The sequence below is a fragment of the Streptomyces sp. NPDC104096 genome (genome assembly GCF_055584385.1).
In genome coordinates, this window is record NZ_JBVJMD010000074.1 from 1 (window position 1) to 25,574 (window position 25,574).

The following is a 25,574-nucleotide window of genomic DNA, read 5'->3' on the forward strand; positions in this document are numbered from 1 at the left end:
TCGTTCGAGGACTTCGACGTCGACGCGGCCGCCGCGCGCGGGATGGCGTTCGAGCGCCTGGACCAGCTCGCCATGGACCACCTCCTCGGCACCCGTTGACCCGGACCACCCGTCCCGTGCCCGGCACCGCGTGCCGGGCACGGGGGTGAGCCCCCCACGGACGCGCGTCCGCCGGAACCGCGTCCAGGGCCCCCGGCCCGCTCCTCGCTCTCCTCACTCCGCCGGACACGGGCGTCCGCCGGAGCCGGCACCCCTCCCACGCAAGGGCACCACCGTGACAGCACACCTCTCGAACGGGGCACGTCCCGGACGCCGGCGGATCAGCCGGCGCGTCCTCGTCCCGCTCACCGTCGCCTCCGCGCTCGTCGGCACCGTCGCGCTGGCCGGCTGCGGCCAGTCCCGCGACCCCGACGTGTACACCGTCCTGAACTCCTCGACGGACGACTCGTACCACAGCTGGGACGCGGCGACCCTCGAACGCTGCAGCAAGCAGCTCGGCGTCACCGTCCAGCAGCAGTCGGTCCCGGCCAACCAGGTCATGACCAAGTCGCTGCGGATGGCGTCCTCGAAGTCACTGCCGGACATCATCCAGTTCGACGGCTCCGAGATGCCGACCTTCGCGGAGACCGGCGGCCTGATGGACCTCAAGAAGCTGGGCGTCGACACCACCGACGTGCCCCAGGGCATCATCGACTACGGCTCCTACAAGGGCACGTACTACGGCGCGGCGCGCACGGTGAACACCCTGGCGCTCTTCTACAACAAGGACATCCTCGACAAGGCCGGGCTCCAGGTGCCCACCACGTGGGCCGAGATGCGCGAGACGGCCAAGAAGCTCACCCAGGGCCACCAGTACGGCGTCGCCCTGAGCGCGGGCGGCTCGGAGGACGGCGTCTACCAGTTCACGCCGTTCATGTGGTCCAACGGCGGCGACGAGACCGCCCTCGACAGCAGCAACGTCGTCGAGGCGCTGGACTACTGGAAGTCGCTGATCTCCGACGGCTCGCTGTCGAAGTCGACGATCAACTGGACCCAGGCCGACGTCAACGACCAGTTCATGGCCGGCAACGCCGCCATGATGATCAACGGGCCGTGGCAGGTCGAGACCCTCAACACCAAGGAGAACCTGCACTGGGGCATCGCGCAGATCCCCGTCCCGCAGGCCGGGGACGACTCCGTGGGCCCGCTGGGCGGCGGTGAACTGACCATCCCGGACATCGGCGACACCGTACGCGAGAAGATGTCCGCGAAGATCGTCAACTGTATGACCAGCGAGCGGGAGGAAGTCACCTACGCGCTCAACAGCTGGATGATCCCGGCCAACCAGAAGGCCGCCGCCACCTGGCGCCAGAAGGTCCCCTCGCTCAGCTCGCTGGCCGACCAGGTCGCGGTGGCCCGCTCGCGCACCGCCAAGGCAGGCTCCGGCTGGACGTCGATCTCCCTGGCCCTGCAGAGCGCCTTCCAGTCGGCGCTGACCGGCCAGTCCAGCGAGTCGGCCCTGAAGCACGCGCAGGCGCGCGTCGAGAGCGGAAAGTGAGGTAACCACATGTCCATCACCGCTGCTGCTCCCGCCGCCACGGCCGAGGACGCCACCACGGCCGGTGCCGCTCCCGACCCGGCCCGCGTCCGCCGGCGCCGCACCCTCGCGCAGTGGGGCTTCGTCGCCCCGGCCGTGCTGTTCATGCTGCTGTTCTTCGGCTACCCGCTCGTCCGCAACGTCGTGATGAGCTTCCAGCACTACACGCCGTCGACGTTCTTCACCGGCAAGGCCCCCTTCAACGGCCTGGACAACTGGCGCAACGTCTTCGGCGACGACCTGTTCGGCAAGGCCCTGTGGCAGACGATCGTCTTCACGATCGGCTCGCTGATCGGCCAGTTCTGCATCGGCCTGGGCCTGGCGGTGTTCTTCAACCGCAGGTTCCCGCTGGGCGGGGTGCTGCGCGCGCTGATCCTGCTGCCGTGGCTGGTGCCCATGGTCGTCTCCGGCATCGTCTGGCGGCGCATCCTGGACCAGGACACCGGTGTGCTGAACTCGTTCCTCGGCCTGTTCGGCATCGGCCACACGCCGTGGCTGACCAGCACCCACATGGCGCTGCTCGCCGTGATCCTGGTGAACGTCTGGATCGGCATCCCGTTCAACATGGTGATCCTCTACGGCGGTCTCCAGGAGGTCCCGCGCGAGGTCTACGAGGCCGCCTCCCTCGACGGCGCCTCCGCCTGGCGCACCTTCCGCTCGGTCACACTGCCGCTGCTGAAGCCCGTCATCACGGTCGTGCTCGTACTGGGCTTCATGTCCACGGTCAAGATCCTCGACCTGGTGCTGGCGCTCACCGACGGCGGCCCCGCCGACTCCACCCAGACCCTGGGCACGCTGACGTACCAGAACTCCTTCGTCCAGCTGGACTTCGGGGCCGGCGCCGTCGTCGGCAACATCCTGATCCTGATCTCCGCCGTGTTCGCGGTGTTCTACCTGCGGGCCAACCGCAACGAGGGGAAGTGACCGGCATGGCGACCACCACTCCCGCCGCCCCGGCCCCGGCCGTCAACAGGCCGAAGCGCCGCTGGGGCACGACGGCCGTCGGCATCCTCATCCTGGCCGTGATGCTGTTCCCGCTGTACTGGATGATCAACACCGCGTTGCAGCCCGAGTCCGGCCTGCTGGAGGTGGACCCGGTCCCGCACGGTCTGGACCTGTCCGGGTTCTCCTCGGCGGTGACCGAGCAGGGCGGCCATCTGCTGACCTCCCTCGCGGTGGCGCTCGGCGCCGTCGTGATCTGCCTGGCGTTCTCCGCTCCGGCCGCCTACGGCCTCGCGCAGTTCAAGCTGCGCGGCGCCAGGACCGTGGTGTTCGGCACCCTGATCACCCAGATGGTGCCCGGCATCGTCATCGCCAACGCGATGTACAGCGCCTACGTGGACCTCGGCCTGGTCAACTCCTACTTCGGACTGATGCTGGCCGACGCCTCGCTGGGCATCCCGTTCGCGATCGTGCTGATGCGCTCCTTCATGGTGGCCATCCCGCGCGAGGTCATCGAGGCGGCCGAGGTCGACGGAGCCGGCCGGCTGCGCACCTTCGTCCAGGTCGTGCTGCCGATGAGCCGCAACTCGCTGATCACCGCGGGGCTGTTCTCCTTCCTGTACGCGTGGAGCGACTTCATGTTCGCGCTCACCCTGAACACCACCGACCACGTCAAGCCGGTCACCCTGGGCATCTATCAGTACATCGGCGCGCACGTCGGCGACTGGGGCTCGGTCATGGCCGCCTCCGTGCTCTCCGCGATCCCCGCCGCGGTCCTGCTCGTGCTCGCGCAGAAGTACATCGCCGCCGGCATCACCGGCGGTTCCGTCAAGTGATCACTGTGCCGTGATCACAGCAGCGATCACGGCACAGTGACCACGCACACCGAGTGACCACCGCACACCTGGAAAGGGACATCGCCTGATGAGTGGCTTCCCCGGATTTCCGTCCGGCTTCGTGTTCGGCGCCGCCACCGCTTCGTACCAGATCGAGGGTGCCGCGCGGGAGGACGGCCGTGGCCCCTCCATCTGGGACACCTACAGCCACACCCCCGGTCTGGTGGTGAACGGTGACACCGGCGACGTGGCCTGCGACCACTACCACCGTTACCCCGAGGACGTGGCGCTGCTGCGCGAGCTGGGCGTCGACTCGTACCGCTTCTCCCTCGCCTGGCCGCGGATCGTGCCGGACGGCAGCGGCCCGGTGAACCCCAAGGGCCTGGACTTCTACTCCCGGCTGGTGGACGAACTGCTGGAGGCAGGCATCGAGCCGGCCGCCACCCTCTACCACTGGGACCTGCCGCAGGCGCTGGAGGACCGGGGCGGCTGGCGGGTGCGCGAGACGGCCGAGCGGTTCGCCGAGTACACGGCCGTGGTGGCCGAACGCCTGAGCGACCGCGTGCCGCGCTGGATCACCCTCAACGAGCCGTGGTGCAGCGCCTTCCTCGGCTACTCCATCGGCCGGCACGCGCCGGGCGCCAAGGAGGGTACGCCCGCGCTGGCCGCCGTGCACCACCTGCTGGTCGGCCACGGTCTCGCGGTGCAGGCGCTGAGGTCCGCCGGGGTGCGCGAGGTCGGGATCACCCTCAACCTCGACCGCAACCTGCCCGCCACCGACTCGGCCGCCGACCTCGCTGCCGTGGTCCGCGCCGACACCCAGCACAACCTGGTGTGGACCGAGCCGATCCTGGCCGGCCGCTACGCGGCCACCGAGGAGGAGACCTTCGGCGAGCTGATCACCGCGGCGAACTTCCGCCGGGACGGCGACCTGGAGCTGATCTCGCAGCCGCTGGACTTCCTGGGCATCAACTACTACCGGCCGATCATGGTCGCCGACGCCCCGCTGCGCGAGGCCGATCCGGCCGAGCGGGTGGCGACCGACAACCGGTACGAGGAGGTCCGGATGCCGGACGTCCGGGAGACCGCGATGGGCTGGGCGGTCGCGCCGGACACCTTCACAGACCTGCTGGTGGCACTGAAGCGGCAGTACGGCGACACGCTGCCGCCGATCCACATCACCGAGAACGGCTCCGCCGAGCACGACACGCCGAGCGAGGACGGCGCGGTGCACGACACCGACCGCGTCGAGTACCTGCGCGGTCACCTGACCGCGCTGCGCGCGGCGATCGACGCCGGTGTCGACGTCCGGGGCTACTACGTGTGGTCGCTGCTGGACAACTTCGAGTGGGCCTTCGGCTACGACAAGCGGTTCGGGATCGTCCGGGTCGACTACGACACCCAGGTACGCACCCCGAAGGACAGCTACCACTGGTACCGGTCGATGATCGCCGCCCACCGCGGCTGACGGGACACGGCCCGGGAGGGGCGACGGCACATCTGCCGTCGCCCCTCCCGGGCTTCGGCCGGGACCGCCTCCGGCCGCGGTCGTGATCGTCTCGGTGCCACTCGGAACGACCTGCTACGACGCTGCGGTCGCTCTCAGCCGTCGTCGCCGCGGTCGGCGAAGGCCGCCGGGTCGGCGAGCACCTCCTGCACGATCACCCCGGCCGCGCCCCTGGCCGCGTCACCCAGCGGGGAAGCGGCCCGCAGGCGTCCGCTGTCCTTGGCCCACAGCCCCGAGATCACCCGCAGGGCCAGCTCCCGCTCCACGGCCGGCGCCAGCCAGCGGGTGAGCGCCCGGTAGAACCCGCCGAGCATCACCGCGTCCGGGTCGAAGAGATTGACCGCTCCGGAGACCACGCAGCCCAGCTGCCGTCCGGCGCGTTCGACGGCGGCGAGCGCGTCCGGGTCGGCGCGGCGCAGCCGCCGCTGGAGTTCGGCGACGCCCAGGACACCGGCCGTGGTCTCGATGCCGGCGGCGGCCAGCAGCGCCGCCTGCCCCGCGTACTGCTCCAGGCAGCCGTGGGCTCCGCACGGGCACAGCGGGCCGTCGGGATCGACCACCATGTGCCCGATCTCGCCGGCGAAGCCGTGCGCCCCGCGCAGCAGCTCGCCGCCGACGACCAGCGCTCCGCCGATGCCGATCTCCCCGGTCAGATACAGGAAGCTGCGCACGCCCTCGGTGCCCGCGCCGTACCACAGCTCGGCCAGGGCGGCGGCGTTGGCCTCGTTGTCGGAACTGACCGGCAGTGGGCGGCGGGCAGGGGCGAGGGCGGACAGCGACTGGGCGAACAGCCCCTCGACGGCGACCCTGGTCCAGCCGAGGTTGGGGGCCTGCCGGACGGTTCCGCCGGTCACCAGGCCCGGCACCACGACATGCGCGCCGACCGGTGTCAGCTCCTGCTCGACGGCCGAGGCCAGGGCGCGTGCGGCCAGCTGGGCGGCGCGCGCGAGCACCTCCGCGGGCGGCACCCCGCGGTTGTCGACGTGCTCGACCAGCCGTACCCGGTCGGTGCCCGCGAGGTCCACCACGCAGACGGCGACGTAGTCGACGTTGATCTCCACCCCGAGCCCGGCCGGGCCGGTGCGCGCCACCTTCAGCACCGTGCCGGGGCGTCCCGCCTGGCCGCTGCTGGTCTTGCCCCATTCGGTCAGGAAGCCGTTCTCCAGCAACTGCTCGACCAGGGAGGACACCGCGGCCCGGGTCAGCCCGACGCGGGTGGCGACGGCGGCCCGGGTGGCGTCGCCGGCGTCGTGCACGGCCCGCAGCACCAGGCTGAGGTTGTGCCGGCGGACCGTCGCCTTGTCGGCCTTCGGACCCAGGGGGATCGGAGTGTTGTTCATCGTGCTGTCGAGGGTATCCATCCGCCCAGGTGAAGCGAGGTGCACACCCGTCGAACGGACCCTTCGGGCGGGGCGCAGCGACCGGGCGCACCGGGGGCCGGGCCCGATGGGGCGCCCGCCGAGCAGGCACCCCCCGAGCAGGCACCCGCGCGGTGACGGCACGGAACCGGTCCCGCTTCGCGTACCGGACGAATCACCGCCCGTCGCCATGTGTCGTTGCCAACTTGACGCAAAGGCAGCCCAGTTGAGACGCAACCAGTGATCATCTTGAGGGACACTGTGTGCTGGCTTCGCGAAGAACCAGGCTCCTGGGCCGAGTTCGGGCGGACGCCGTGCGCATTCCGCTGCCGACCGGTGCCAGGGACATCTCGCGTGATGACTCGGCATGCCCGCGCGGCGGTCTGTGCCGTGACCATCGGCACCGCGGGAGAGCCGTGGTGCCTGTTCGGCTGAGAATCGGGGATCGTTGATGACTGCAGAGGCAAGAACGCGGCGACGCGGGGGCGCCCGGCGCCGTCCGCTCGTGCTGGCGGCGGCCGTGCTGGCCGTGGCCGGCGCCATCGCCGCACCGGCGGCGGCGCAGGCAACGGGGGGAAAAACCTCGAACACGGCAGTACGGCAAGGGGACTTCGCGGCTGCGGCGGCGGAGTTCGGGGTGCCGGAGCGGGTCCTGCTGGCGGTGGCCTACCAGGAGTCGGCATGGGACGCACACGCCGGCGGGCACAGCGCCGACGGCGGGTACGGTCCGATGCACCTGACGGACGTGACGGAAGCCATGCTGGCCGGCGGGGACGCGGGTGCGGCCGGCCGGGCGGACCTCGCGACGATGGCCGCGGATCCGGCGCTGCACACCCTGCGGGCGGCGGCACGGCTGACCGGGCTCTCGGAGCAGCGGCTGCGTACCGACGCGGCGGCGAACATCCGCGGCGGGGCCGCGCTGCTGGCGTCGTACCAGAAGACGAACGGCGGGCAGGCCGCGGCCGATCCCGACCGCTGGTACGCGGCCGTCGCGCGGTACAGCCAGGCGACCCGGCAGCAGGGAGCGAAGGCGTTCGCCGACCGCGTCTTCGCCACCCTGAGGAACGGCGTCGCACGTACCACGGCCGACGGGCAGCGCGTGACCCTGACGGCCGACCCCCGGGTCAGCCCGGCGACGGGGCAGTTGTCCCGGCTGAACCTGGCAGCGGCGACGACGGCGGCGGACACCGAGTGTCCCACCACGGTGGACTGCACCTTCGTGGCGGCCGCGGCGGCCAACGGCCAGGTCTCGAACCGGCCCGCCAACGGGATCAGGATCGACTCGATCGTCATCCACGACACCGAGTCCCCCTACGCGTCGGCCATCACCACCTTCCAGACCCCCGGCGGAGGTGCCGCGCACTACGTGATGCGGTCCTCGGACGGCGCGGTGACCCAGATGGTGCCCACGAAGGACCTCGCCTTCCACGCGGGCAACTACTCCACGAACATGCACTCCATCGGCATCGAGCACGAGGGGTACGCCGCGCACGGCGCGACCTGGTACACCGAGGCGCAGTACGAGGCGACCGCGGACCTGGTGAAGTACCTGGCGGGCCGGTTCGGCATCCCGCTGGACCGGCAGCACATCATCGGCCACGACAACATCGTCGGCCCGACCTCGGGAACCGTGTCCGGCATGCACTGGGACCCGGGCCCGTCCTGGGACTGGGAGCACTTCATGTCGCTGCTCGGCGCCCCGATCACCGGCGAGCACGGAGTCGGCGACATCGGCTCGGTGGTGACCATCGCCCCCGGCTTCGCCGGCAACCTGCAGAGCGTCCAGATCTGCCCCGCCGACGACCCGACCGGCGCCACCACCACGTGCACGTCCGTGGAGCAGCCGGCCAACTTCCTCCATCTGCGCACCGGGCCCAGTGACACGGCTCCGCTCTTCGGCGACCAGGCGATCCACCCCGGCGCGGCCGGCACCGACCGCATCAACGACTGGGGCAGCACCGCCCAGGCCGGTCAGCAGTTCGTCGTCGCGGGCCGGGACGGCGACTGGACCGCGATCTGGTACAGCGGCAGCAAGGTCTGGTTCCACAACCCGGGCGGCGTGAACACCGTCCCCGCCACCGGTGTGACCGTCGTCAGGAGCGGCCGGACCCCCGCCGACCCGCCCGTGAAGGTCTACGGTTCCAGCTACCCCGACGCCGCCGAGTACCCGGCGGGTCTGTCCCCCTCCACCCAGGCCCCGCTCAGCATGTACACCATCCCGGCCGGCCAGGCCTATGTCGCCACCGCGCCCGCGGCGCCCACCGACGACTACTTCAAGTCCAGCGGCACCGTCGTGATCGGCGGCAAGTCCATGTACACCATTCAGTACAACCACCGCACCGCCCTGGTGTACGCGGGCGACGTCACCGCTGACGCAGCCCCCGATGCGTCCGTGCCTGCCGAGTGAACTGGCCGACATGAAGCGGTGGTTCGTCCGGTCGTCGCCGCCCGAGCGCTGTGGGGCGGCGACGGCCGGACGGCCCGTGCGGGGGACCGGCCGCCCTCAGCGGGCCGAGGGCGCGGACGGTTCGCTGGGCTGTCCGGTGTCCCGGAGTTCGGCGAGGAGGGCGCTCTGGCCCGCGAGGAGTTCCGTCAGGATGCGGCGCGCGGCGCGCAGCAGGTCCGCGACATCACCGCCGGCGAGCGCGTAACTGACCGTGGAGCCCTCGCGGATGGACACGACGATGCCGGAGCGGCGCAGTACGCCCAACTGCTGGGAGAGGTTGGAGGGTTCGACGTCGATGTCGGCGAGCAGGTCCCGTACCGGGACCGGACCGTTCTGGAGCAGTTCGAGGACGCGGATGCGCACGGGGTGCCCGAGCATGCGGAAGAACTCTGCCTTTGCCTGGTAGAGGGGCACCTGCACGGGCGTCGCTCCTGCTCGGAGGGGGTGTCTGACCGGGCGCGGCGAGCTGCCGCACCCGGTCCGCTGCATGCATCCTTCCCGGCCGCGACCACGTGATCACGACAGTTCGTCGAATGCGTAATTCGCGACTTGAAGAACTTTTCAAGTCTAGGTCAAATGAAAGTCCGGAAGGTTCAGACCTCGAGATTGCCTTCGGTGCGTTTGAGCTGGTGGCGGGCCATGGCCAGATTCGCCCGGCCCTTGTCGAGGACGAGGTAGATGAACAGGCCGTTGCCGCCGCGGCCCATCACCGGGCGGATCAGGTGGTACTGGGTGTCGAGGGTGATCAGAAGGTCCTCGATACGACTCTGGATCCCGAGCTCGTCCATCGTGCGCACCTTGGCCCGGATCACGTCCGTGTTGCCGGCCGCCGCCACGTTCAGGTCCAGGTCCTTGCCCCCGCCGAGGGAGCCGAGGGCCATGCCGCTGGAGTAGTCGACGACGGCGGCACCCAGCGCGCCCTCGACCTCCGTCATCAGGGTCTTGAGGGACACTTCCACACTGGTCACAGGTTCTCCTCTTCGAGGTGCGGAACAGGGGTTGTTCTCGCGGGGAACCCTAGGAAAGTCACGGCCCCCGGTGGCCGGACCCATCAAGACCGCCAGTAATTGATCCACTCATGACCGTTCCCTTTTGTCTTCTGAAGGGATTCGTCGGGGAATTTTGCTGCCGAGTTCCCTCCAGGGACAACCGGTCACCGTGTTGCCCTCCTAGCGGTCCCCGCCGTCCCGTACCGTCTTCTCCAGGAGCGTGAACGACTTGGGCGGGCCGCCCGGTTGCGGCTTGCCCTCCTTGCGTCCGACGATCCGGTAGCCCGCGGCGAGGTAGTACGCGGTCAGACGTTCGTTGCCGGCCAGGCAGTCCAGGCGTACCAGCGGCCGACCCGCCTCGGCCACGCGGCGCTCCGCGACGCGCAGCAGCCGGCGCCCTGTTCCGGGCGGGACACTGCCGTGGTCCACCATCAGCCGGTGCACATAACCGGCGGTCGGCGGCCGGGGTCCCCAGGCGTCCTCGTCCTCCCACCACAGCTCCCAGGCCCCGACCACCCGGTCGGCGGCCTCCGCGAGCCAGATCTCCCCGCTCTCCATGATCCGGCGGAAGTGATCCCCGCCCAGCTCACCGGGGTGCCACTGGCCCGTGACGCCCCGGGCCAGCATCCAGCGGGCGGCCTCGTCGCGCAGCCGTACGACCTCGGCGATGTCGGAGTCGTCGGCGAGACGGAAGCGAAGATCGTTCATGCCGCGATCCTCGCACGGGCGTACGTCCCGGCAGCGACCGGCCGCGAGAGGGCGGCCGATCGCTGCCGGTCTCCGGCTGCCGGTCTGCCGCGGCCGGGTGCGCGGCGTGGGTCAGGGCGCGTGGTCGAGGGGCAGGTCCAGGCGGAGTTCGTAGCCGCCGGCCGTCGTGGGCGCCGAGGTGACGGTGCCGCCGAGGAGTTCGGCGCGTTGGCGCAGGCCGACCAGGCCGTGGTGGGCGCTGGGCAGGGGGAGGGCGGGCCTGGTCGCGGGGGTGTTGGTGATGGTCGCGCGGAGGCGGCCGTTCTGGTGGTGGATGCGGATCGTGGCGCTCGCGCCGGGGGCGTGTTTGCGTACGTTGGTCAGCGCCTCCTGCACGGTGCGGTAGACACCGCGCTGGAGGGGCGGGGGGAGGTCGCCGGGCAGGTCCGTGCTCAGTTCGGCCTGGATGCCACTGCTGTCCACGAGCCGCTCCAGGTCCGCGAGGGAGGGCTGGGGGGTCAGCTCGGTGGGGCGGCTGCCGGAGGCGCGCAGCACGCTGACCATGTGCCGCAGCTCCTCCAGCGTCTGTACGCTGAGCCGCCGGATCGTGACCGCCGCCTCCCTGGCCTCGGCGTCCCGGCTGCCGACCTGGAGCGCTCCGGCCTGCACGGCGATCAGGCTGACCTGGTGGGCCACCACGTCGTGCATCTCGCGGGCGAGCTGGGCGCGTTCCTGCGCCAGCACGCTCTGGGTGATCAGTAGCCGTTCGTGTTCACGAGCCTCGGATATCTCCGCCAGCCGCAACGTCAGTTCCCGTCTGGCCTGCACGAGTTGGCCGAGAAAGACAGGGGCGACGGCGGTCGCCAGGGTGTAGCTCAGGTGGATCAGGCTGTAGGTGTCGGAGAGTTCGTCGATCTCCAGCGAAGGCCATGGCCACGGGACGAAGTCGGCGACGGCGAACACCGTGGCGCAGAGGGCGAGCAGGAGTCGGTGCCGGTTCAGGGAGGAGAGCGTGTAGAGCGCGATGAGCGTGGCGAGCGCCGCGTCGGTGACCGTGGCGGTCGGCAACGTCAGCAGGAAGGTGGTCAGCGGCGCGCGACGGCGCAGTGGGAGACAGAGGGCGGCGAGCAGCCCGCAGGCCGTGGCGGCCCGGTCGTCGGGGTCGACGTTGGCCCACATGTCCAGCAGGGAGACTCCCACCAGCACGGTGTCCACCAGCACGGCACGCAGCACGGCAGGCGGCGGGGCGGGCCGCGGCGGGCCAGGTGGACGGCGGGGCGTCGTCACGAGCCCACCCCGTTCCGCGGCGGCCTGAGCAGGCCCGCCCGTTCGGCGAACAGCACGGCCTGGACCCTGCTGCCCACCTCCAATTTGGTGAAGATGGTGCTGACATGGCCCTTCACGGTGCCCGCGCTGAGATGCATCCGTTCGCCGATGTCGATGTTGGCGAGCCCCTCGGCCATGAGGACCAGTACGGCACGTTCGCGCTCCGTCAGCCGGGCTACGGCCCGCGTGGCGGGGCCCTGCGGGTCCGCGTCGAGATAGCGGGCCACCACCTTCCGGGTGACCTGGGACGACAGTACGGTCCCACCCTCGGCCAACGTACGGATGAGGTGGGGGAGTTGCTCCGGATCGGTGTCCTTGAGCAGGAAGCCCGAGGCGCCCGAGCGCAGGGCTGCCGCCACGTACTCGTCGGCGTCGAACGTGGTCAGCATCGCCACCACCGGAGGGCCCTGCAACCGTCGTAGGTCGGCCAGTACGGTCAGTCCGTCCACGTCCGGCATCCGTATGTCCAGCAGGACGACCTCGGGCCGGAACTCCCGCACGGTGTGCACGGCCCGGCCGCCGGGCACCGCCGCGACGACCTCGATGTCGTCCGTCGTGTCGAGGATGCGCTGGAATCCCGTACGGATCAGCGCCTCGTCGTCGACCACCACTACCCGGATCACCTGATGTCCCGTTCCTCGTCGGGCCGCCTCTCACTGCGTAATTACCATGCGCGCGGCCGTCCGTGGGGTCGTCGGCGCATTCGCCAGGGAGCGCACGGGAGTTCGGCCGGAGGCCGAAGGCCGTGACACGCAACGCGTCGAACGCCGTGGCACACGCGACGCCGCCCGGCCCGGAGGCGGCCGCCTCCTCGCACGCTCCGAACGGCGCACCGTCGACCGGACGGCTGATCGGTGCCGACCTCGCCCGTGGACCGGCGGTCCGCCACCCGGTCCGTCACGCAGATGGAGCAGTGGAGGAAACCTGCGTCGCGCGCTCTGCGTACGAGGCCGTCGCCGTCCTGGGCGTCACCCGGCGGGGCGGGCTCCCCGTGACAGCGCGGATTCCCGGCGCCGCCGCTCGCGCCGGTCCGCACGCCCGTCCGGGCCGTCCGGCGGGTGGTCCGGGACGCCACCGGAGCCCCTCCTGACCTCGGTCCCCACCAGAAGTGACAGGATGGGACCCATGAGCAACGTTTACTTTGACATCACCATCGACGGCGCCCCCGCCGGCCGTATCGTCTTCAACCTCTTCGACGAGGTGGTCCCGAAGACCGCTCGCAACTTCCGCGAGCTGGCCACCGGCCAGAACGGCTACGGCTACGCGGGCTCCGGCTTCCACCGCGTCATCCCGCAGTTCATGCTCCAGGGCGGTGACTTCACCAACCACAACGGCACCGGCGGCAAGAGCATCTACGGCGAGAAGTTCGCGGACGAGAACTTCGATCTGAAGCACGACCGCCCGTACCTGCTGTCGATGGCGAACGCCGGCCGGAACACCAACGGCTCGCAGTTCTTCATCACCACCGTCGTCACCCCGTGGCTGGACGGCAAGCACGTCGTCTTCGGCGAGGTCGTCGAGGGCTCGGACCTCGTCGACCGGATCGAGTCCCTGGGCTCGCAGTCCGGTACCCCGAAGGCGAAGGTCGAGATCGCGGCTTCCGGCGCCGTCGACGCAGCCTGATCCCTGCCCGACCGAACGGCGCCGACCCCGCCCCGGGGCCGGCGCCGTCGTCGCGGGTCGAGGCTCGCGGGGCGAGGGCGGCCCCTTCACGGCGTGCCGGGCAACCGGACCGTGACGAGGAGACCGCCGGCGGGACGGGGGACGAGGTCGAGGGTCCCGTCGTGGGCGCGGACGACGCCGGCCACGATGGCCAGGCCCGGCCCGACGCCGGCGTGCCCGTCGGTGCGCACGCCCTCCGTTCCCCGCCAACCGTGCCGCCGCCGTGATCTGGGTGAGCGGTGCGAGCATCCGGCCGGCGAGGAGCCGTCCCCCCAGCAGGCCGAACAGGAGCAGGAAGCCCATGGCGACGGCCGCGGCCGGGGCGAAGGTGCGCACAAGGAGGTAGCGGTCGGGCGAGACGCCGAGGAGGCCCTTGGGGCTGTCGGGTACGTAGCGCAGGATGAACGCCCACACCACCGCCAGCAGCAGAGTGCCGGCGACGTCGAGGAATCCGGCATGGCTGAGGGTGAGTTTCAGCCGGGCGCTGAGCCCAGGGCGTCTACGCATGCGTACGGCCGGCGCCGGTGGTGCCGGTGTCGATCCGGTAGCCGACACCGGGCACCGTGGCGATGATCCAGGGTTCGCCGAGCCGTTTGCGCAGGGCGGAGACGGTGATGCGCACGGCGTTGGTGAGCGGGTCGGCGTTCTCGTCCCAGGCCCGTTCCAGCAGTTCTTCGGAGCTGACCACCCCGCCCTCGGCGGCGACGAGGACTTCCAGCACGGCGAACTGCTTGCGGGTGAGCGCGACGTAGTGTCCGTCGCGGAAGACCTCCCGGCGGAAGGGGTCGAGCCGCAGGCCCGCGATCTCGCGGACCGGAGGCCGGGCGTAGGCGCGTCGGCGATCGAGCGCTCTCAGCCGCAGGACGAGCTCCCGCAGCTCGAACGGCTTGGTGAGGTAGTCGTCGGCGCCGAGCCCGAACCCGGAGGCCTTGTCGTCGATCCGGTCGGCAGCGGTGAGCATGAGGATCGGGATACCGCTGCCGGAGGCGACGATGCGCCGGGCGACCTCGTCGCCCGAGGGGCCGGGGATGTCGCGGTCGAGGACCGCGAGGTCGTAGGAGTTGACGCTGAGCAGTTCCAGGGCGGAGTCACCGTCGCCGGCGATGTCGGCGGCGATCGCCTCCAGCCGCAACCCGTCCCGGACGGCTTCGGCCAGGTAGGGCTCGTCCTCCACGATCAGTACGCGCATGTCTGAAGCCTAAGCAGCACCGCATATCTCCGACGTATGCAAAGACGTGTCCCCACCGGGCACGCGACTCATCCCGCGGGTACCGGTTCGAGGCGCGGCCGGTCCGACGGCGCCGGCGCTCCGGTGCGCCACCAGCGGCGCGACGCCAGTGCGGCCGGCACGGCACCGGTGGCGTTGACCAGGACGTCGTCGACGGAGGACACCCGGTCCAGCCACAGGACGTACTGTGCGATCTCGACCAGGGCCGAACAGGCCGCCCCGAGCACCAGGATCCGTGGCACGGACGCCGGCGCCCTGGTCCGAGAACTCCGGACGGGAGGACTCCGAGCGTCGTCGGCGGAGCCGAAATCGGAGCGCGGGAACGTCGTCGTGCTGCGATGCTGTCCCGATGATCAACGTACCTACCGCCGTGCTGGATTCGCTGTTCGGGCTCGCGTTCGGCGACGCCTTCGGCGACCGTTGGTTCGGCATCCTGCGCCAGGAGGGTCCGGCGGCCCTGGAGGCGCGGACGCTGCCCGCGGAGCCGCTGTGGCGGTGGAGCGACGACACCGCCCAGGCGCTCGTTCTCGTCCGGGAACTCGCCGAGGGCGGTGGCACCGTCGACCAGGACCGTCTCGCCCTGCGCCTCGCGGCGGCCTACGCCGACGACACGCACCGCGGCTACGGCGCCTCGATGCACGACGTGCTCCGTCGGATCGGCGCGGGCGAGCCCTGGCGGGAGGTGGTCGCCGGACAGTTCGGCGGCCAGGGCTCCTGGGGCAACGGCGCGGCCATGCGGGTCGCCCCGCTCGGCGCCTGGCACGCCGCCGACCTCGACGCGGCCGCCGAGCAGGCCGCCCGTCAGAGCGCGGTCTCGCACCACCACCCGGAGGCGGTCGCCGCCGCGGTGGCGGTCGCCGTCGCCGCGGCGCTGGCGACCCGCAGCCGGGGCGGACCCGCCCCGGCCGGGCCGGACTTCCTCCGGGCGGTCGCCGAACGACTGCCCGACAGCGACGTCCGGTCGGGAGTACGGATCGCGGCCCGGATGCCGGAGCACACCTCGGTCCGGCACGCCGCGGAGGTGCTGGGCTCGGGGTACCGGATGTCAGGGCCCGACACCGTCCCGTACGCCCTGTGGTGTGCGGCGGGACACCTCGACGACCTGCACGAGGGCCTGTGGGCCACGGTCGCCGGGCGCGGTGACATCGACACCACCTGCGCTGTCGCGGGCGGGGTGATCGCCGCCCGCACGGGTGTCGACGCCCTTCCCGCCGCCTGGCACGCAGCCCGTGAACCGCTGCCCCAGGTCGTGCCCGACTAGGAATCCTGCAGGGTCCGTCTTCAAACGGATCTCGCCCGGAGCAGGAATGACGCCCGTCACGCGGACGGCCCCTCCGGACGGACCGTGCTGGTTCGTCCGGAGGGGCCGTGCGTCAGCCGCGTTGCTTCCGCGGTTCAGCGGGATCCCGCCGCAGCTTCGAGGTGCCTCGCCCGTCGGGTGGTCACCTCGTGCTGTACGCCCCGCGGATACTCATGCGCTCCGCCCACTCCGCCGCCGGCGACCAGAGTCCGGCACCGTCGGCGGAGCCTGCTCCGTCGCCCCCGAGGATCCACGGGACGGGTCCCGGCCTGTCGTGGTCACCGCCGTCGCCGCCGGCCGCGACCGGGCGGTCGTCCCGGTCCGTGGACTGGAATCCGACCGTGTAGGTCCGGGTGACCGCGCCGTTGGCCGAGGTCACCCGGATGGTGCGGGTGGCGAACCGGGTCCCGGGCGAGGTGAGGACCGAACTGCCGTCGGTGACCTTCACCCGCGCGCCGGACTGGGCCGGTACTGCGGAGACGGCCGGGATCCCCGTGTTCTTCGGCCGGTCGACGACGTACGTGGAGACCTCCGGGTCGAATCCGTCGATCGGGGCGCCCCCCACCTCGATGGCGCCGGCGTCGGCGACACCGGCCCTGGTGGCGTCCGCGAAGTTCGTCACCGTGACCGACCCGTCGGCGTTCACGACCGCGTGCGCCGCCATCGCGGCCGCCAGGTTGATCCGCTGCCAGCTCGCTCCGCCGTCCGCGGTCGGGTCGAGCGGGTACCCGGAGTCCGTCGCAGTCTGCTCCAGGACCTGGGTGCGCTGCTCGCCGGTCAGGTCCGGGAAGGCCGTGATGAGCAGGGCCGCCGCGTCGGACGGCGCCTCGAGCGGCTGCCCGGACTTCGCCGTCTGGGAGAACCCGTAGGTCAGACGGCGGGTGTACAGATCGACGTCCTGCGTCGTGCTCAGACCCGCGTAGGGGGCGCCAGCGCAGGCCGCGAGCGTGTCGCCGTATCCCTCCTTCTCGCACTGCGCGAGCAGTACGTTCTCGATCTCGGTGTGGGCCTGCATCAGCAGTTGCCGGAAGTCGGGGTCCGCCCACCGGTGCGCCACGGTGGCCTGTCCGGTGACGCGGCCTCCCATCACGTCCAGCGGATAGTGGAACCCGAGGACGATGCGGTTGTCCCCGTACTCCGAGGTGCGCGCGAGGATCGACGGTGCCAGCTCCGGCAGGAGCGTGGCGAGGACGGTCCCGGCTTCGTAGCCCGCGTAGGTGTGGCCGCTAGGGTAGGAGCCGTCGGTGGCGAGACCGCTGTAGGAGCCGTCCTGCGACTCGTAGACGGCACCGCCGTCGCCGACGAACCCGAGCCGCACGTACGGACGCAGGTAGCTGTAGCCGCTCTTCACCTCGTCGATCTTGTTGAGGCCCTTCGTGACGCGCGCGAACAGTGCGCCGGTCTTCGGCAGTTCGCCGCCGCTCAGGGCGTCGCCGTAGATCCGGCCGAGCCGTGAGCCGAGGCTGTCGGCCATCGTGACGGTGGCGCTCTGCGTCGCGTCGACCTCGGCCCGGTCCACCTCCTTCTGCGTCGCCGCGTTGTTGATGCGTACGGCGGTCCGGTCGTTCTCGGCGGTGACCGAAGTGCCGTTCGGCACCTTGGTGTCGGCGCCGAGGACGTCGGAGCCGAGGTCGTGGATGCCGTCGAGCAGGTTGCCGAAGTAGTCGGTTCCGTCGCCGGTCCCCGGCCACTTGTCGGATGCGTAGGCCGCGTTCAGCGTGTCGTCCGGGAAGGGGGACGACACGTAGGCCGGGTCGGAGGCGTTCGCCGATGCCGTCGCGGCGGGGTCCTGTGCCGAGGCGGTCGGCGGGGAGTCGTCCGAGGTTCCGGCCAGAGTGCGGGCGGTCACGGTCGCCGTGTGGGCCTCGGCCTTGCCGGAAGTGGTGAGCAGCGCCGTGTCCGTCGTGGCGGGAACGTGTGCGGTGGTTCCGTCGTCGAGGGCCACGGTGTAGCCGATGACCGGGAGTCCGCCGTCGCCGGCCGCCCGCCAGGTCACGCGGACCTGCCTGCCTTCGGTGAACACTCCCGTCACGGCCGGTTTCTGCGGCTTGCCGCCGCCGGTCACCACGGGTGCCGTGGCGGCGCTGGGGTGCGAGGTGCCGACGGCGTTCACCGCCCGGACGCGCGCCGTGTAGGACCGGCCGGCCCGCAGCCGGGTGAAGGCCGTGCTGTGGCCGGCCGGATCGTGGAGCTCGACCTGGTGGCCGTCGTCGAGGGTGATCTCGTAGCCGGTGACCGGTGAGCCGCCGGTGTCCTCGGGCGCGGACCAGGCGACGGTCACGCTCGTGCCGGTCGAGGTCGCCGAGACGGCGTCAGGCGCGGCGGGCACCGACCTGGGTCTGGTGGTGAGCGTGGACACGGCGTGGCGGAGGGCGTCGTACCGCGTGGTCAGGGTCGCGTCCGTCGCCTTGTCGTCCGCGATCGTGGTCCTCGCCTCGGCGAGTGCCGTGGTGAACGCCTTCCACGACGCGTCCGTGTAGCGGGCGTTGTCGAGGGCTGACGCCGTCGCGACCAGGTCCTCCAGCCTCAGCCGCGGCAGCGGGATCAACTGGCCGGCGGCGAGGGTGAGGCTGCGGGTCCGGGTGTCGACCTCGAGCCGGGTCACGCCGTCGGCGTCGACGAGGGCGCGGGCGGCGGCGAGTTCGCGCAGGTACACCCCGAAGTCGACAGTGTCGTAGCGCTCCGCGTCGTCGGCCGGTCCCGCGTACCGGTCGATCGCCTTGCGCAGGGCGGTCCTGTCCGTGACGGCGGGCGCGTCGACGTGGTCGAAGGTGATCCGGCCCAGGTTCGCCACGTACGGGTGCGAGGAGTCGGGCGTCGTCACCAGCCGCAGGTGGACGGCGTGCGTGCCGGTGATGGCCAGGGGCAGGGCGAGGCTGGTCGTCCCACCCGACGACCAGGCGGCACCGGTGACGGGCAGCGGGACGGTCGCGTACGGCGTACCGGGGTTCGCCGCGTCGAAGGAGCCCAGGTAGAGCTGGACGGCGGAACCGGTGCCGCAGCGGGCGGAGTTGTTGACGTAGGTGATCGTGACGGTGTTCTTGGCGGAGCCGCCGAAGCCGATGTCCCCGTAGTCCAGCCAGGCTCCGTCGTACGTGCCGCCGAGGTCGGTGGTGGAACCCGCGCCGCTCCAGCCGACCGGCTCGCTCTTGAGCCCGCCGCCGCTGTGGGAGCGGAACGCGGTGGCGTCGAACACCACGGACGCGGAGGCGTCCTGAGTGTGCGTCAGCGCGTAGACGTTGGCCACATAGGGCTGCGAGGACGACTGCGTGCCGGAGACGAAGTCGGCGTACACGTCCTGGACGCCGTCGAAGACGCCCGGATCGAGCCGTACGGTCGTGGTGGCGACGGTTCCCCAGCCCGGTCCGGTGTAGTCGAGGGGGATGTCGGCCTTCTTCGGACCGTCCTTCGAGCCGAGGTGCAGTTCGATGTGCGAGTCCGACGCCGCGCGTGACCGGGGCTTGTCGTAGCGGACGGTGACGGTGTCGGCGCCGTCGTGGAGGTCGATGCCCGTCCACTGTGCCCACGCGCCGTTCGTGGTGTTCTCGAAGATGCCGTTCGCGAGGTCGAGCGGGAGCGAACCGCCGCCGGTCGTGGTGCTGTCGGCCGCGGTCAGCGTGGCGAGCGTGGTCGTGGTGGACGAGGAGAGAGGATTCGCCGAGAACTGGTACCGGTCGAAGTTCGACACCCACGACTGGCCGGACGGGGCGTGGAAGACGAACGTGGCGTTCGCCGCGGCCAGCAGGGCGTCCGGGTCGGTGACGGCCGCCTGGACCGTGCTGTAGTACTGCCAGCCGCCCGTTCCGGGGAGTCGGACGGTGGCGACGACGGGTCCGTCGGCGGTACCGGCGTGGACGTCGACGCTGCTCGGCTTCGCGGTCGTGGCCTGCGAGTTCGCGTAGCGCACCGAGATGCTTCGCGGGGCGACCCCGCCGAAGTCCAGCTCGGCGAACCGCTCCCACGATCCGTCGGTGACGCCGCCGAGGTCGCCGTCCGCGTAGTACGCCTCCTTGACCAGGCTGGGACCCTCCATCTGGTCGGGCGCCTCGGCCTGGAGGACGGCGTAGCCGCCCTCGTCGATGCTGAGCGCGTCGGCGGCGGACCGCAGCGCGTCGTCCGCGGCCATGAGCGTTCCCGTCACGGAGGCGGGGTCAGCGAGGACGGTCCGCGCGCGGTCGAGCGCCGACCGGAACACCGTCCACGAGCCGTCGGAGTAGTTGCCGCCGCGCACCAGCAGCGCCTGGTCGACGAGTGAGCCGAGCGCCTTGCGGGGCACCGCGGCGGCGGAGAGGACGAGCGGGTCGGTCGGGGATGTCCCGGTGCCGCGCACGGTCGAGGCCCGCACGCCGTGCGCGAACGCCGCGTCCTGGAAGGTGATGCCGAACCGGGCGTCGACCTGCGCGCTGCCGGTGAGCGCCAGCGTCGCCGTACGCGGGCCGGCGACGCGCAGGTCCGCCGTGACACCGCCCGGCAGGCCGGTCACGGTGGCCGCCCCGGACCCGGTCAGGCTGGTCCCCTTGCGGGCGGCGAACGACGCCGGTCCGGACAGGGTGAGCTTCACGCTGCCGTCGACCGTGCCGTCCGCCGCGGTGTCGACGGTGCCCGGGTCGGCGGAGACGACGGTGTCGCCCCGGCCCGGACCCGTACCGCCGTCACCCGTGTCGCCCGCGTCGGTGTCCAGCGAGTACGCGGGCTTCGTGCGGGCGCCCCACTGCGAGGGTTTGGCGCCCATCGTGAAGTCCAGGGTCCCGCCGGAGACGATCTGTGAGTAGTCGAGCCAAGTGTTGTCGAACCGCGCGCCGTCGAGGGTCGCGCTCTGCACGTAGTAGTTGCTCGGCGACACGCCGTCGGCCTTCACCGTGAACCGGGCGCCGTTGGCGTAGCGGATCGTCGTGGAGTCGAAGAACGGGCTGCCGATCTGGAACTGACCGGAGCCGGCGGTCACCGGGAACAGGCCCAGCGCGGCTCCGACGAACATGGTCGACATCGTGCCCGCGTCGTTGTCCATGGTCGGCAGGAAGCCCTTCGGAGAGAGCCTGTAGACCTGGGACTTCACCGGCGGGCGGAACTCGCCGCCGGAGCTGGGGGCTTCGTTCGAGGAGCCCGTCGCGATGTAGCGGTTCCAGGTGGCGCCGGTGTAGATGGCGCGTACCCACTTCTGCGTCAGGCTCGGCTCACCGACGTAGTTGAAGAGGTACGGGGCCTGGAGGTCGATCTCGTTGGCGTTGGAGTGCAGCATGGTCGAGCCGTCGTCGGCAGCGGAGTCCTCGCCGAACATGTGCTCCACGGCGGCCTTGCCCGCCTTCGCCCCGCCCATGGCCTCGATGAGGCCGCCCATGTCGTACGCGTCGTACCAGTGGTACTGCCAGAGCGTGCCCTGGTAGAGACCGGCGGCCTCGAACTTCTCGTAGTCGGCGCTCTGCCAGTCGCCGCCCGTGCCACGCGGGGTGAGCAGGCCGACCCGGGTGCCGTCGGTGGCAGTCCAGGCGCCGGACTTCACGAGGTTGTCGATCGCCATGGTCGACTGGGTACGCAGCTTCTTCGCGTCCTCGTCCTTGCCGAGCGCGTCGGCGATGACGGACAGCGCCCACTGGTCGTAGCCGCGCTGCACGGTCCTGCCGGGGTCCCCGGCGACGTAGCCCTGCCGCAACTGCGCCCCGGTGTAGTACCCGGTGTACGACTCCAGCGCCGGGTACGCCTCGTCGAGCCGGTCGAAGTCCTTGAAGCCCTTCGAGAGCGCGTCGGCGACCAGGACGGCCGAGCGTTCCCAGCGCACGGTCGGCACCGAGTGGGTGAGGCTGCCGAGACTCCGGCCGGAGGTGTGCACGTCGGCGAAGAGCTCGATCAGCGACTGCACCATGTCCCGGTAGACGGCCGGGTCTATGTACGCCTCGACGGAGTACTTGCGGAAGTCGTCCCAGGTGGACCAACCGTCGTAGTACGTGAAGCCGTTCGCCTTGTGTACGGCTCCGTCCGCGCCGCGGTAGGTCCCGCTGGTGCTGGTGGCGTTCACCGGCAGCGCGTACATGCGGTACAGGTGCGTGTAGAACTCCTCGGTGAGCGTCGACCCGGGATCGGACGTCGCGGAGGCGTGTACGTCGACGGCGCCGAGCGCGTGGTTCCAGTCCGCCTTCGTCCGTGCGCGTGCCTGGTCGAAGGTGAGCCCGCCCACCTCGTTGCGCTGATCGGTCGCGGCCTGTTCCGTGCTGATCGGCGACAGCGTGACGCGCAGTTCGATGTCGTTCCCGGCGGTCTTGTCGAAACCGAGGACGGCGCCGGTGTCGGTACCGTCCTGTGCGGTGGCGTCGCTCAGCCTGCCGTCGCCGCCCCAACTCCGCAGGGAGGTCACGGGGACGTTGGTGGTGGCGACGTAATACAGCTGGTACGAGGCGCCGTTGAAGGATCCCGCGACGATCCCGGAGATCGAGGTGGTGCCGTCCGGGAGGTTCGTCGCCTTGAGGGTCGAGCGGGTGCGGCTGGTGAAGTTGTTCGCCAGGTCGAGGACGAGTTCGGGCTCCGACCCGGCGGGGAAGCTGTACCGCTCCAGCGCCGTGCGGGTCGTCGCGGTCACCTCGGCCCGCACGGTGCCGGAGTCCTGCGTCACCGACGTACCGGTGCCGGAGACGGACCCGAGCCCCACCTGGTAGTACCCGGGCGTCGCGGTCTCGTCCTCGTGGTGGTACGCGTGGGCGTACGTGCTGGGGGCGGGGCGCTTGTCGTACCGGACGGAGGTCGGGACGACGAGCAGGTCGCCACCGCCTCCCGAGCCGCCGACGCCGTCGAGGTTCGTGGCGGTGAACCCGGCGATGTGGTCCACGTCGTAGTCGTACCCGGAGTGGTTGCGGCCGGGCGTGGTCAGCGGGTTGACCTTGGCCAGACCGTGCGGCGCCTGGGCGCCCGGCAGGTCGTTGCCGTCGTCGCCGGCGGTCGACACGAACGGGTCGACGAGTGCCGTGTAGTCCGTCCCGCCGGATGTCCCGCCGGACGCTGCGGACGGGGCGGGGCCGGGCACCGCCGCGGCCGCGCCGCCACCCGCCGGCGCGGCGAGGGCGAGCGCCCCGGTGAGCAGCGCCGCGACCATCGCGCGCAGAGGCCGGCGACGCCGGCGGACGGTCCTCGGAGGGAGCCCGTGGGGCAAGGGGGGACGGGATCTGATGGGCACGTGACCTCTCCAGCGTCGCTCGTACGCACGCACGGTCCGGCCGGCCGGAAGACAACGTTGTCGACCCGGGGTGCCGGGCGTGCAACCCGGACTGGGACGGTAGTGGACACACAGGATGGCACCGGTTCGCCGGATCGCACCCGCCGCGTTCACGACCGTCCGTCATGAGACAGGCAGAAGGCGTACGGCGGGCGAACGCCATTCGTACAACCTGGTGGAGCGGCCCATGAGTTGGGCGACCCGGTGCATCGGCGGCTCAGCCGGTGCGGGCCTCCAGGGCGGCGATGATCTCGGGCCAGAGTTCGCGTGGGCGGTCGTGTCCCATGTCGGGGATCAGGAGGAGCTCGGCTCCGGGCACGAGTTCCGCGGTGCGCCGCCCGCCGCTGGGGTCGATCAGCGTGTCGTCCAGGCCGTGGATCACCAGCGTCGGCACCCGGAGCGTACGGAGTGCCTCCGCACGGGAGCCGCTGAGGATCATCGCCCCGAGCTGGCGACCGACCCCGGCGGGGTAGTGGGCGCGGTCGTGGCTGCGACCGGCGAGTTCCCGCAGGACGGCGGCGTCGCCGTAGCGCTTGGACGCCCACACCAGTTCCCGGTCCGCCGCCGCGACGTACCCGTCACGGTCCGTCGGCTTCGGGCCGAACAGCACCGCCTGGGCCTCGGGGCTGGAGCGGCCGTACTCGCTCTCGCCGGTGGAGGACATCATCGACGTCAGCGTCAGCACCCGCTCCGGGTGGGTGACGGCCATGGTCTGGGCGATCATCCCGCCCATCGACGTGCCGACCACATGAGCGCGTTCGATGCCGAGCGCGGTGAGCAGGCCCAGGCCGTCGTCGGCCATGTCCCGCAGCCGGTAGGGGACCATCGCGAGGGCTGCGGGGATGTCTCCCGAGCTCACCGCGGTGATGAACCGGTCCATGTCGACGGGGTGGTCGTCGAACTTGGTGGACAGGCCGCTGTCGCGGTTGTCGTAGCGGATCACATGGCGGCCGCGAGCCGCCAGCGCCCGGCAGAAGTCCTCGTGCCAGGCGATCATCTGGGCGCCGAAGCCCATCACGAGCAGCACAGGGGGGTCCCCGGGGTCGCCGAAGCTCTCGTAGGCGAGGGACACTTCGGGCGACACGTCGACGATGGGCATGGCTGGATCTTGTCAGGCCCGGGCGGTGGAGCGCATCCGGATTGTCCGCCTCTGGCGTCGTGGCCGTCCTGTCAGGCGCGGTTCGGTGCGGGCTCCGGCGTGGAGGGAAGCGCCGCGGTGCGGCGGCGGGGGAGCAGCAGCGGGGTCGCCAGCACCAGGGCGCCGGCCAGGCCGATGGCGGCGCGCGGGCCGAGCACGCTGCCCAGCACTCCCCACACGGCCGTCAGCAGCGCGGTCGACGCCTTGGTCGTCACCGCCCAGGCGGACAGGGTGCGGGCGACACGGTCGGTCGGAGTGCGTTCGAGGCGGTGGGCGGCGTACACGGGGTTGAAGATCCCGCAGCAGAAGATGAGCCCGAGCTCGACCCCCGTCACCAGCAGCAGCCCTCCGCCGCCCGGCCCCAGGAAGGCCAGGCCGACCGGCCAGAGGGCGCGCAGCACCCCGGACGCGACCAGGACCCGGTGTCGGCCGAACCGGGTGACGAGCCGCGGGGCCAGCCGTGAACCGAGCAGTCCGGCGATCGAGGGCACGGCGAAGGCGAGACCGTACTGCCACGGCGTGAACCCGAGCCGGCCGAGCATCAGGACGGCCAGCAGCGGCTGGGCGGCCATCACCAGAGCGTTGAACAGGGCGGTGTTGAAGAACAGCGGTCGCAGCGTCGCGTCGGAGAGGATGTACCGCCAGCCGTCCAGCAGGTCCCCGGCCCGCATGCGCTCGGCCTTCCGGGGCGCGGGCGGTGGCTCGTGTCCGCCGGTCGCGCGGATTCCCAGGGCGGACAGCAGATAGCTGACCGCGTCGGCCGCCACCGTGGCCACCGGCCCCAGGAGCCCGATCGCCGCGCCGCCCAGCGGCGGTCCGACGATCGTGGTGGTCCAGGCCGTGGACTCGAACCGGGCGTTGGCGACGAGCAGGTCCTCGGCGGGCAGCAGCGTCTTCAGGTACGCGCCGGAGGCGGCGCGGAAGGTGATGTCGGCCGCGGCGACGACGACCGAGACGAGCAGGAGCTGGAGGAAGGTGAGCACACCGGCGGCGAACGCGGCGGGGATCGTCAGCAGCGCCGCGCACCGCACCAGGTCCGTGGCGATCAGCACCGGCCGCTTGCGGCGGAACTCCACCCACGGGCCGAGCGGCACCGCCACGGCCGCGCCCACCGCGGCTCCCACGGCGGCGAGCGCGGCGACCTCGGCCGGTCCGGCGCGCAGCACCCGGACGGCGATCAGCTCGAACGCGCCGAAGGCGAGCCACGTACCCAGCGCACTGGTCCCGTACGCCGCCCACAGCCATCCGAACCGACGTCCCAACCGGGGGCGGGGCCGCTGCCCCGGCCGATGTCCGCGCCGCATGCTCGACACCCTTCCCCCGTACTCGTACAACCGATCCGCGTTCAGGGGTATCAAAGCGAGCGCGATGACCTGCG

The 25,574-nt window shown here is 71.5% G+C and carries 18 protein-coding genes and 2 pseudogenes; 7 read left to right on the forward strand and 13 right to left on the reverse strand.

What is annotated here, in order from left to right; all coding sequences use genetic code 11:
* Positions 1 to 274 precede the first annotated feature (274 nt).
* From ACZ60B_RS38635 to ACZ60B_RS38650, 4 genes are all read left to right on the forward strand, one after another.
* Positions 275 to 1,537: a sugar ABC transporter substrate-binding protein gene (locus ACZ60B_RS38635; RefSeq protein WP_469395717.1), complete on the forward strand. Its 1,263-nt coding sequence runs from the start codon at positions 275 to 277 to the stop codon at positions 1,535 to 1,537.
* A gap of 9 nt (positions 1,538 to 1,546) precedes the next feature.
* Positions 1,547 to 2,500 carry a carbohydrate ABC transporter permease gene (locus tag ACZ60B_RS38640; RefSeq protein ID WP_469395718.1) on the forward strand — a complete coding sequence of 318 codons (954 nt, stop codon included), beginning with the start codon at positions 1,547 to 1,549 and terminating at the stop codon, positions 2,498 to 2,500.
* A gap of 5 nt (positions 2,501 to 2,505) precedes the next feature.
* Complete coding sequence (locus ACZ60B_RS38645; RefSeq protein WP_469395719.1) at positions 2,506 to 3,354, forward strand: carbohydrate ABC transporter permease; 849 nt, start codon at positions 2,506 to 2,508, stop codon at positions 3,352 to 3,354.
* Positions 3,355 to 3,442: 88 nt separating this feature from the next.
* The gene (locus ACZ60B_RS38650) at positions 3,443 to 4,822 is read left to right on the forward strand and encodes a GH1 family beta-glucosidase (RefSeq protein WP_469395721.1); all 1,380 of its coding nucleotides are present in this window, start codon (positions 3,443 to 3,445) and stop codon (positions 4,820 to 4,822) included.
* Between the two features lie 134 nt (positions 4,823 to 4,956).
* Here the strand turns inward: ACZ60B_RS38650 and ACZ60B_RS38655 are convergent, their stop codons facing one another.
* Positions 4,957 to 6,201: an ROK family protein gene (locus ACZ60B_RS38655; RefSeq protein WP_469395723.1), complete on the reverse strand. Its 1,245-nt coding sequence runs from the start codon at positions 6,199 to 6,201 to the stop codon at positions 4,957 to 4,959.
* Positions 6,202 to 6,670: 469 nt separating this feature from the next.
* On the opposite strand from ACZ60B_RS38655, the gene ACZ60B_RS38660 reads away from it, so the two are divergent.
* A complete protein-coding gene (locus ACZ60B_RS38660; RefSeq protein ID WP_469395725.1) occupies positions 6,671 to 8,626 on the forward strand; it encodes an N-acetylmuramoyl-L-alanine amidase in 1,956 nt (651 codons plus the stop codon).
* 96 nt (positions 8,627 to 8,722) lie between these two features.
* Here the strand turns inward: ACZ60B_RS38660 and ACZ60B_RS38665 are convergent, their stop codons facing one another.
* The 5 genes from ACZ60B_RS38665 to ACZ60B_RS38685 all read right to left on the reverse strand — a co-directional run bounded on the left by ACZ60B_RS38665 (position 8,723) and on the right by ACZ60B_RS38685 (position 12,290).
* Entirely contained in the window at positions 8,723 to 9,085 is a 363-nt protein-coding gene (locus ACZ60B_RS38665) for an ArsR/SmtB family transcription factor (RefSeq protein WP_392615243.1), read from the reverse strand.
* Between the two features lie 173 nt (positions 9,086 to 9,258).
* The gene (locus tag ACZ60B_RS38670; protein WP_162468957.1) at positions 9,259 to 9,633 is read right to left on the reverse strand and encodes a roadblock/LC7 domain-containing protein; all 375 of its coding nucleotides are present in this window, start codon (positions 9,631 to 9,633) and stop codon (positions 9,259 to 9,261) included.
* A gap of 201 nt (positions 9,634 to 9,834) precedes the next feature.
* On the reverse strand, positions 9,835 to 10,362 hold the full coding sequence (locus ACZ60B_RS38675; protein WP_469395728.1) for a GNAT family N-acetyltransferase: 528 nt from the start codon (positions 10,360 to 10,362) through the stop codon (positions 9,835 to 9,837).
* Positions 10,363 to 10,473: 111 nt separating this feature from the next.
* Positions 10,474 to 11,520 (reverse strand): sensor histidine kinase, encoded by a 1,047-nt coding sequence (locus ACZ60B_RS38680; protein WP_469395757.1) that lies wholly within the window; start codon positions 11,518 to 11,520, stop codon positions 10,474 to 10,476.
* A 104-nt stretch (positions 11,521 to 11,624) separates the two neighbouring features.
* Positions 11,625 to 12,290 carry a response regulator gene (locus ACZ60B_RS38685; RefSeq protein WP_469395731.1) on the reverse strand — a complete coding sequence of 222 codons (666 nt, stop codon included), beginning with the start codon at positions 12,288 to 12,290 and terminating at the stop codon, positions 11,625 to 11,627.
* Positions 12,291 to 12,792: 502 nt separating this feature from the next.
* Between ACZ60B_RS38685 and ACZ60B_RS38690 the strand changes: the two genes are divergently transcribed.
* Positions 12,793 to 13,290: a peptidylprolyl isomerase gene (locus ACZ60B_RS38690; protein ID WP_469395733.1), complete on the forward strand. Its 498-nt coding sequence runs from the start codon at positions 12,793 to 12,795 to the stop codon at positions 13,288 to 13,290.
* 86 nt (positions 13,291 to 13,376) lie between these two features.
* Here ACZ60B_RS38690 and ACZ60B_RS38695 read toward each other — a convergent pair whose 3' ends face one another.
* From ACZ60B_RS38695 to ACZ60B_RS38710, 4 genes and pseudogenes are all read right to left on the reverse strand, one after another.
* Positions 13,377 to 13,520, reverse strand: a complete 144-nt coding sequence (locus ACZ60B_RS38695) for a hypothetical protein (protein WP_469395735.1) — start codon at positions 13,518 to 13,520, stop codon at positions 13,377 to 13,379.
* A pseudogene (locus ACZ60B_RS38700) lies at positions 13,510 to 13,836 on the reverse strand (two-component sensor histidine kinase); the annotation flags it as partial. The pseudogene ACZ60B_RS38700 and the gene ACZ60B_RS38695, both read right to left, overlap by 11 nt.
* Positions 13,829 to 14,518: a response regulator transcription factor gene (locus tag ACZ60B_RS38705; RefSeq protein WP_469395737.1), complete on the reverse strand. Its 690-nt coding sequence runs from the start codon at positions 14,516 to 14,518 to the stop codon at positions 13,829 to 13,831. The gene ACZ60B_RS38705 and the pseudogene ACZ60B_RS38700, both read right to left, overlap by 8 nt.
* A 68-nt stretch (positions 14,519 to 14,586) precedes the next feature.
* Positions 14,587 to 14,820: pseudogene (locus ACZ60B_RS38710) on the reverse strand (VanZ family protein); the annotation flags it as partial.
* 86 nt (positions 14,821 to 14,906) lie between these two features.
* Between ACZ60B_RS38710 and ACZ60B_RS38715 the strand changes: the two are divergent.
* Positions 14,907 to 15,818, forward strand: a complete 912-nt coding sequence (locus ACZ60B_RS38715) for an ADP-ribosylglycohydrolase family protein (RefSeq protein WP_469395739.1) — start codon at positions 14,907 to 14,909, stop codon at positions 15,816 to 15,818.
* Between the two features lie 181 nt (positions 15,819 to 15,999).
* Here ACZ60B_RS38715 and ACZ60B_RS38720 read toward each other — a convergent pair whose 3' ends face one another.
* From ACZ60B_RS38720 to ACZ60B_RS38730, 3 genes are all read right to left on the reverse strand, one after another.
* Positions 16,000 to 22,938 carry a glycoside hydrolase domain-containing protein gene (locus ACZ60B_RS38720; RefSeq protein WP_469395741.1) on the reverse strand — a complete coding sequence of 2,313 codons (6,939 nt, stop codon included), beginning with the start codon at positions 22,936 to 22,938 and terminating at the stop codon, positions 16,000 to 16,002.
* Between the two features lie 337 nt (positions 22,939 to 23,275).
* The gene (locus ACZ60B_RS38725) at positions 23,276 to 24,157 is read right to left on the reverse strand and encodes an alpha/beta fold hydrolase (protein ID WP_469395743.1); all 882 of its coding nucleotides are present in this window, start codon (positions 24,155 to 24,157) and stop codon (positions 23,276 to 23,278) included.
* A gap of 71 nt (positions 24,158 to 24,228) precedes the next feature.
* Positions 24,229 to 25,500, reverse strand: coding sequence for an MFS transporter (locus ACZ60B_RS38730; protein WP_469395745.1), 1,272 nt, complete (start codon positions 25,498 to 25,500; stop codon positions 24,229 to 24,231).
* Between the last annotated feature and the right edge of the window lie 74 nt (positions 25,501 to 25,574).

Coding starts and splice junctions, on each gene's coding strand:
- ACZ60B_RS38650 (WP_469395721.1), top strand. CDS start 3,443: ATGAGTGGCTTCCCCGGATTTCCGTCCGGCTTCGTGTTCGGCGCCGCC.
- ACZ60B_RS38690 (WP_469395733.1), top strand. CDS start 12,793: ATGAGCAACGTTTACTTTGACATCACCATCGACGGCGCCCCCGCCGGC.
- ACZ60B_RS38705 (WP_469395737.1), bottom strand. CDS start 14,518: ATGCGCGTACTGATCGTGGAGGACGAGCCCTACCTGGCCGAAGCCGTC.
- ACZ60B_RS38680 (WP_469395757.1), bottom strand. CDS start 11,520: ATGTGGGCCAACGTCGACCCCGACGACCGGGCCGCCACGGCCTGCGGG.
- ACZ60B_RS38720 (WP_469395741.1), bottom strand. CDS start 22,938: ATGGTCGCGGCGCTGCTCACCGGGGCGCTCGCCCTCGCCGCGCCGGCG.
- ACZ60B_RS38660 (WP_469395725.1), top strand. CDS start 6,671: ATGACTGCAGAGGCAAGAACGCGGCGACGCGGGGGCGCCCGGCGCCGT.
- ACZ60B_RS38730 (WP_469395745.1), bottom strand. CDS start 25,500: ATGCGGCGCGGACATCGGCCGGGGCAGCGGCCCCGCCCCCGGTTGGGA.
- ACZ60B_RS38715 (WP_469395739.1), top strand. CDS start 14,907: ATGATCAACGTACCTACCGCCGTGCTGGATTCGCTGTTCGGGCTCGCG.
- ACZ60B_RS38655 (WP_469395723.1), bottom strand. CDS start 6,201: ATGAACAACACTCCGATCCCCCTGGGTCCGAAGGCCGACAAGGCGACG.
- ACZ60B_RS38645 (WP_469395719.1), top strand. CDS start 2,506: ATGGCGACCACCACTCCCGCCGCCCCGGCCCCGGCCGTCAACAGGCCG.
- ACZ60B_RS38725 (WP_469395743.1), bottom strand. CDS start 24,157: ATGCCCATCGTCGACGTGTCGCCCGAAGTGTCCCTCGCCTACGAGAGC.
- ACZ60B_RS38640 (WP_469395718.1), top strand. CDS start 1,547: ATGTCCATCACCGCTGCTGCTCCCGCCGCCACGGCCGAGGACGCCACC.
- ACZ60B_RS38675 (WP_469395728.1), bottom strand. CDS start 10,362: ATGAACGATCTTCGCTTCCGTCTCGCCGACGACTCCGACATCGCCGAG.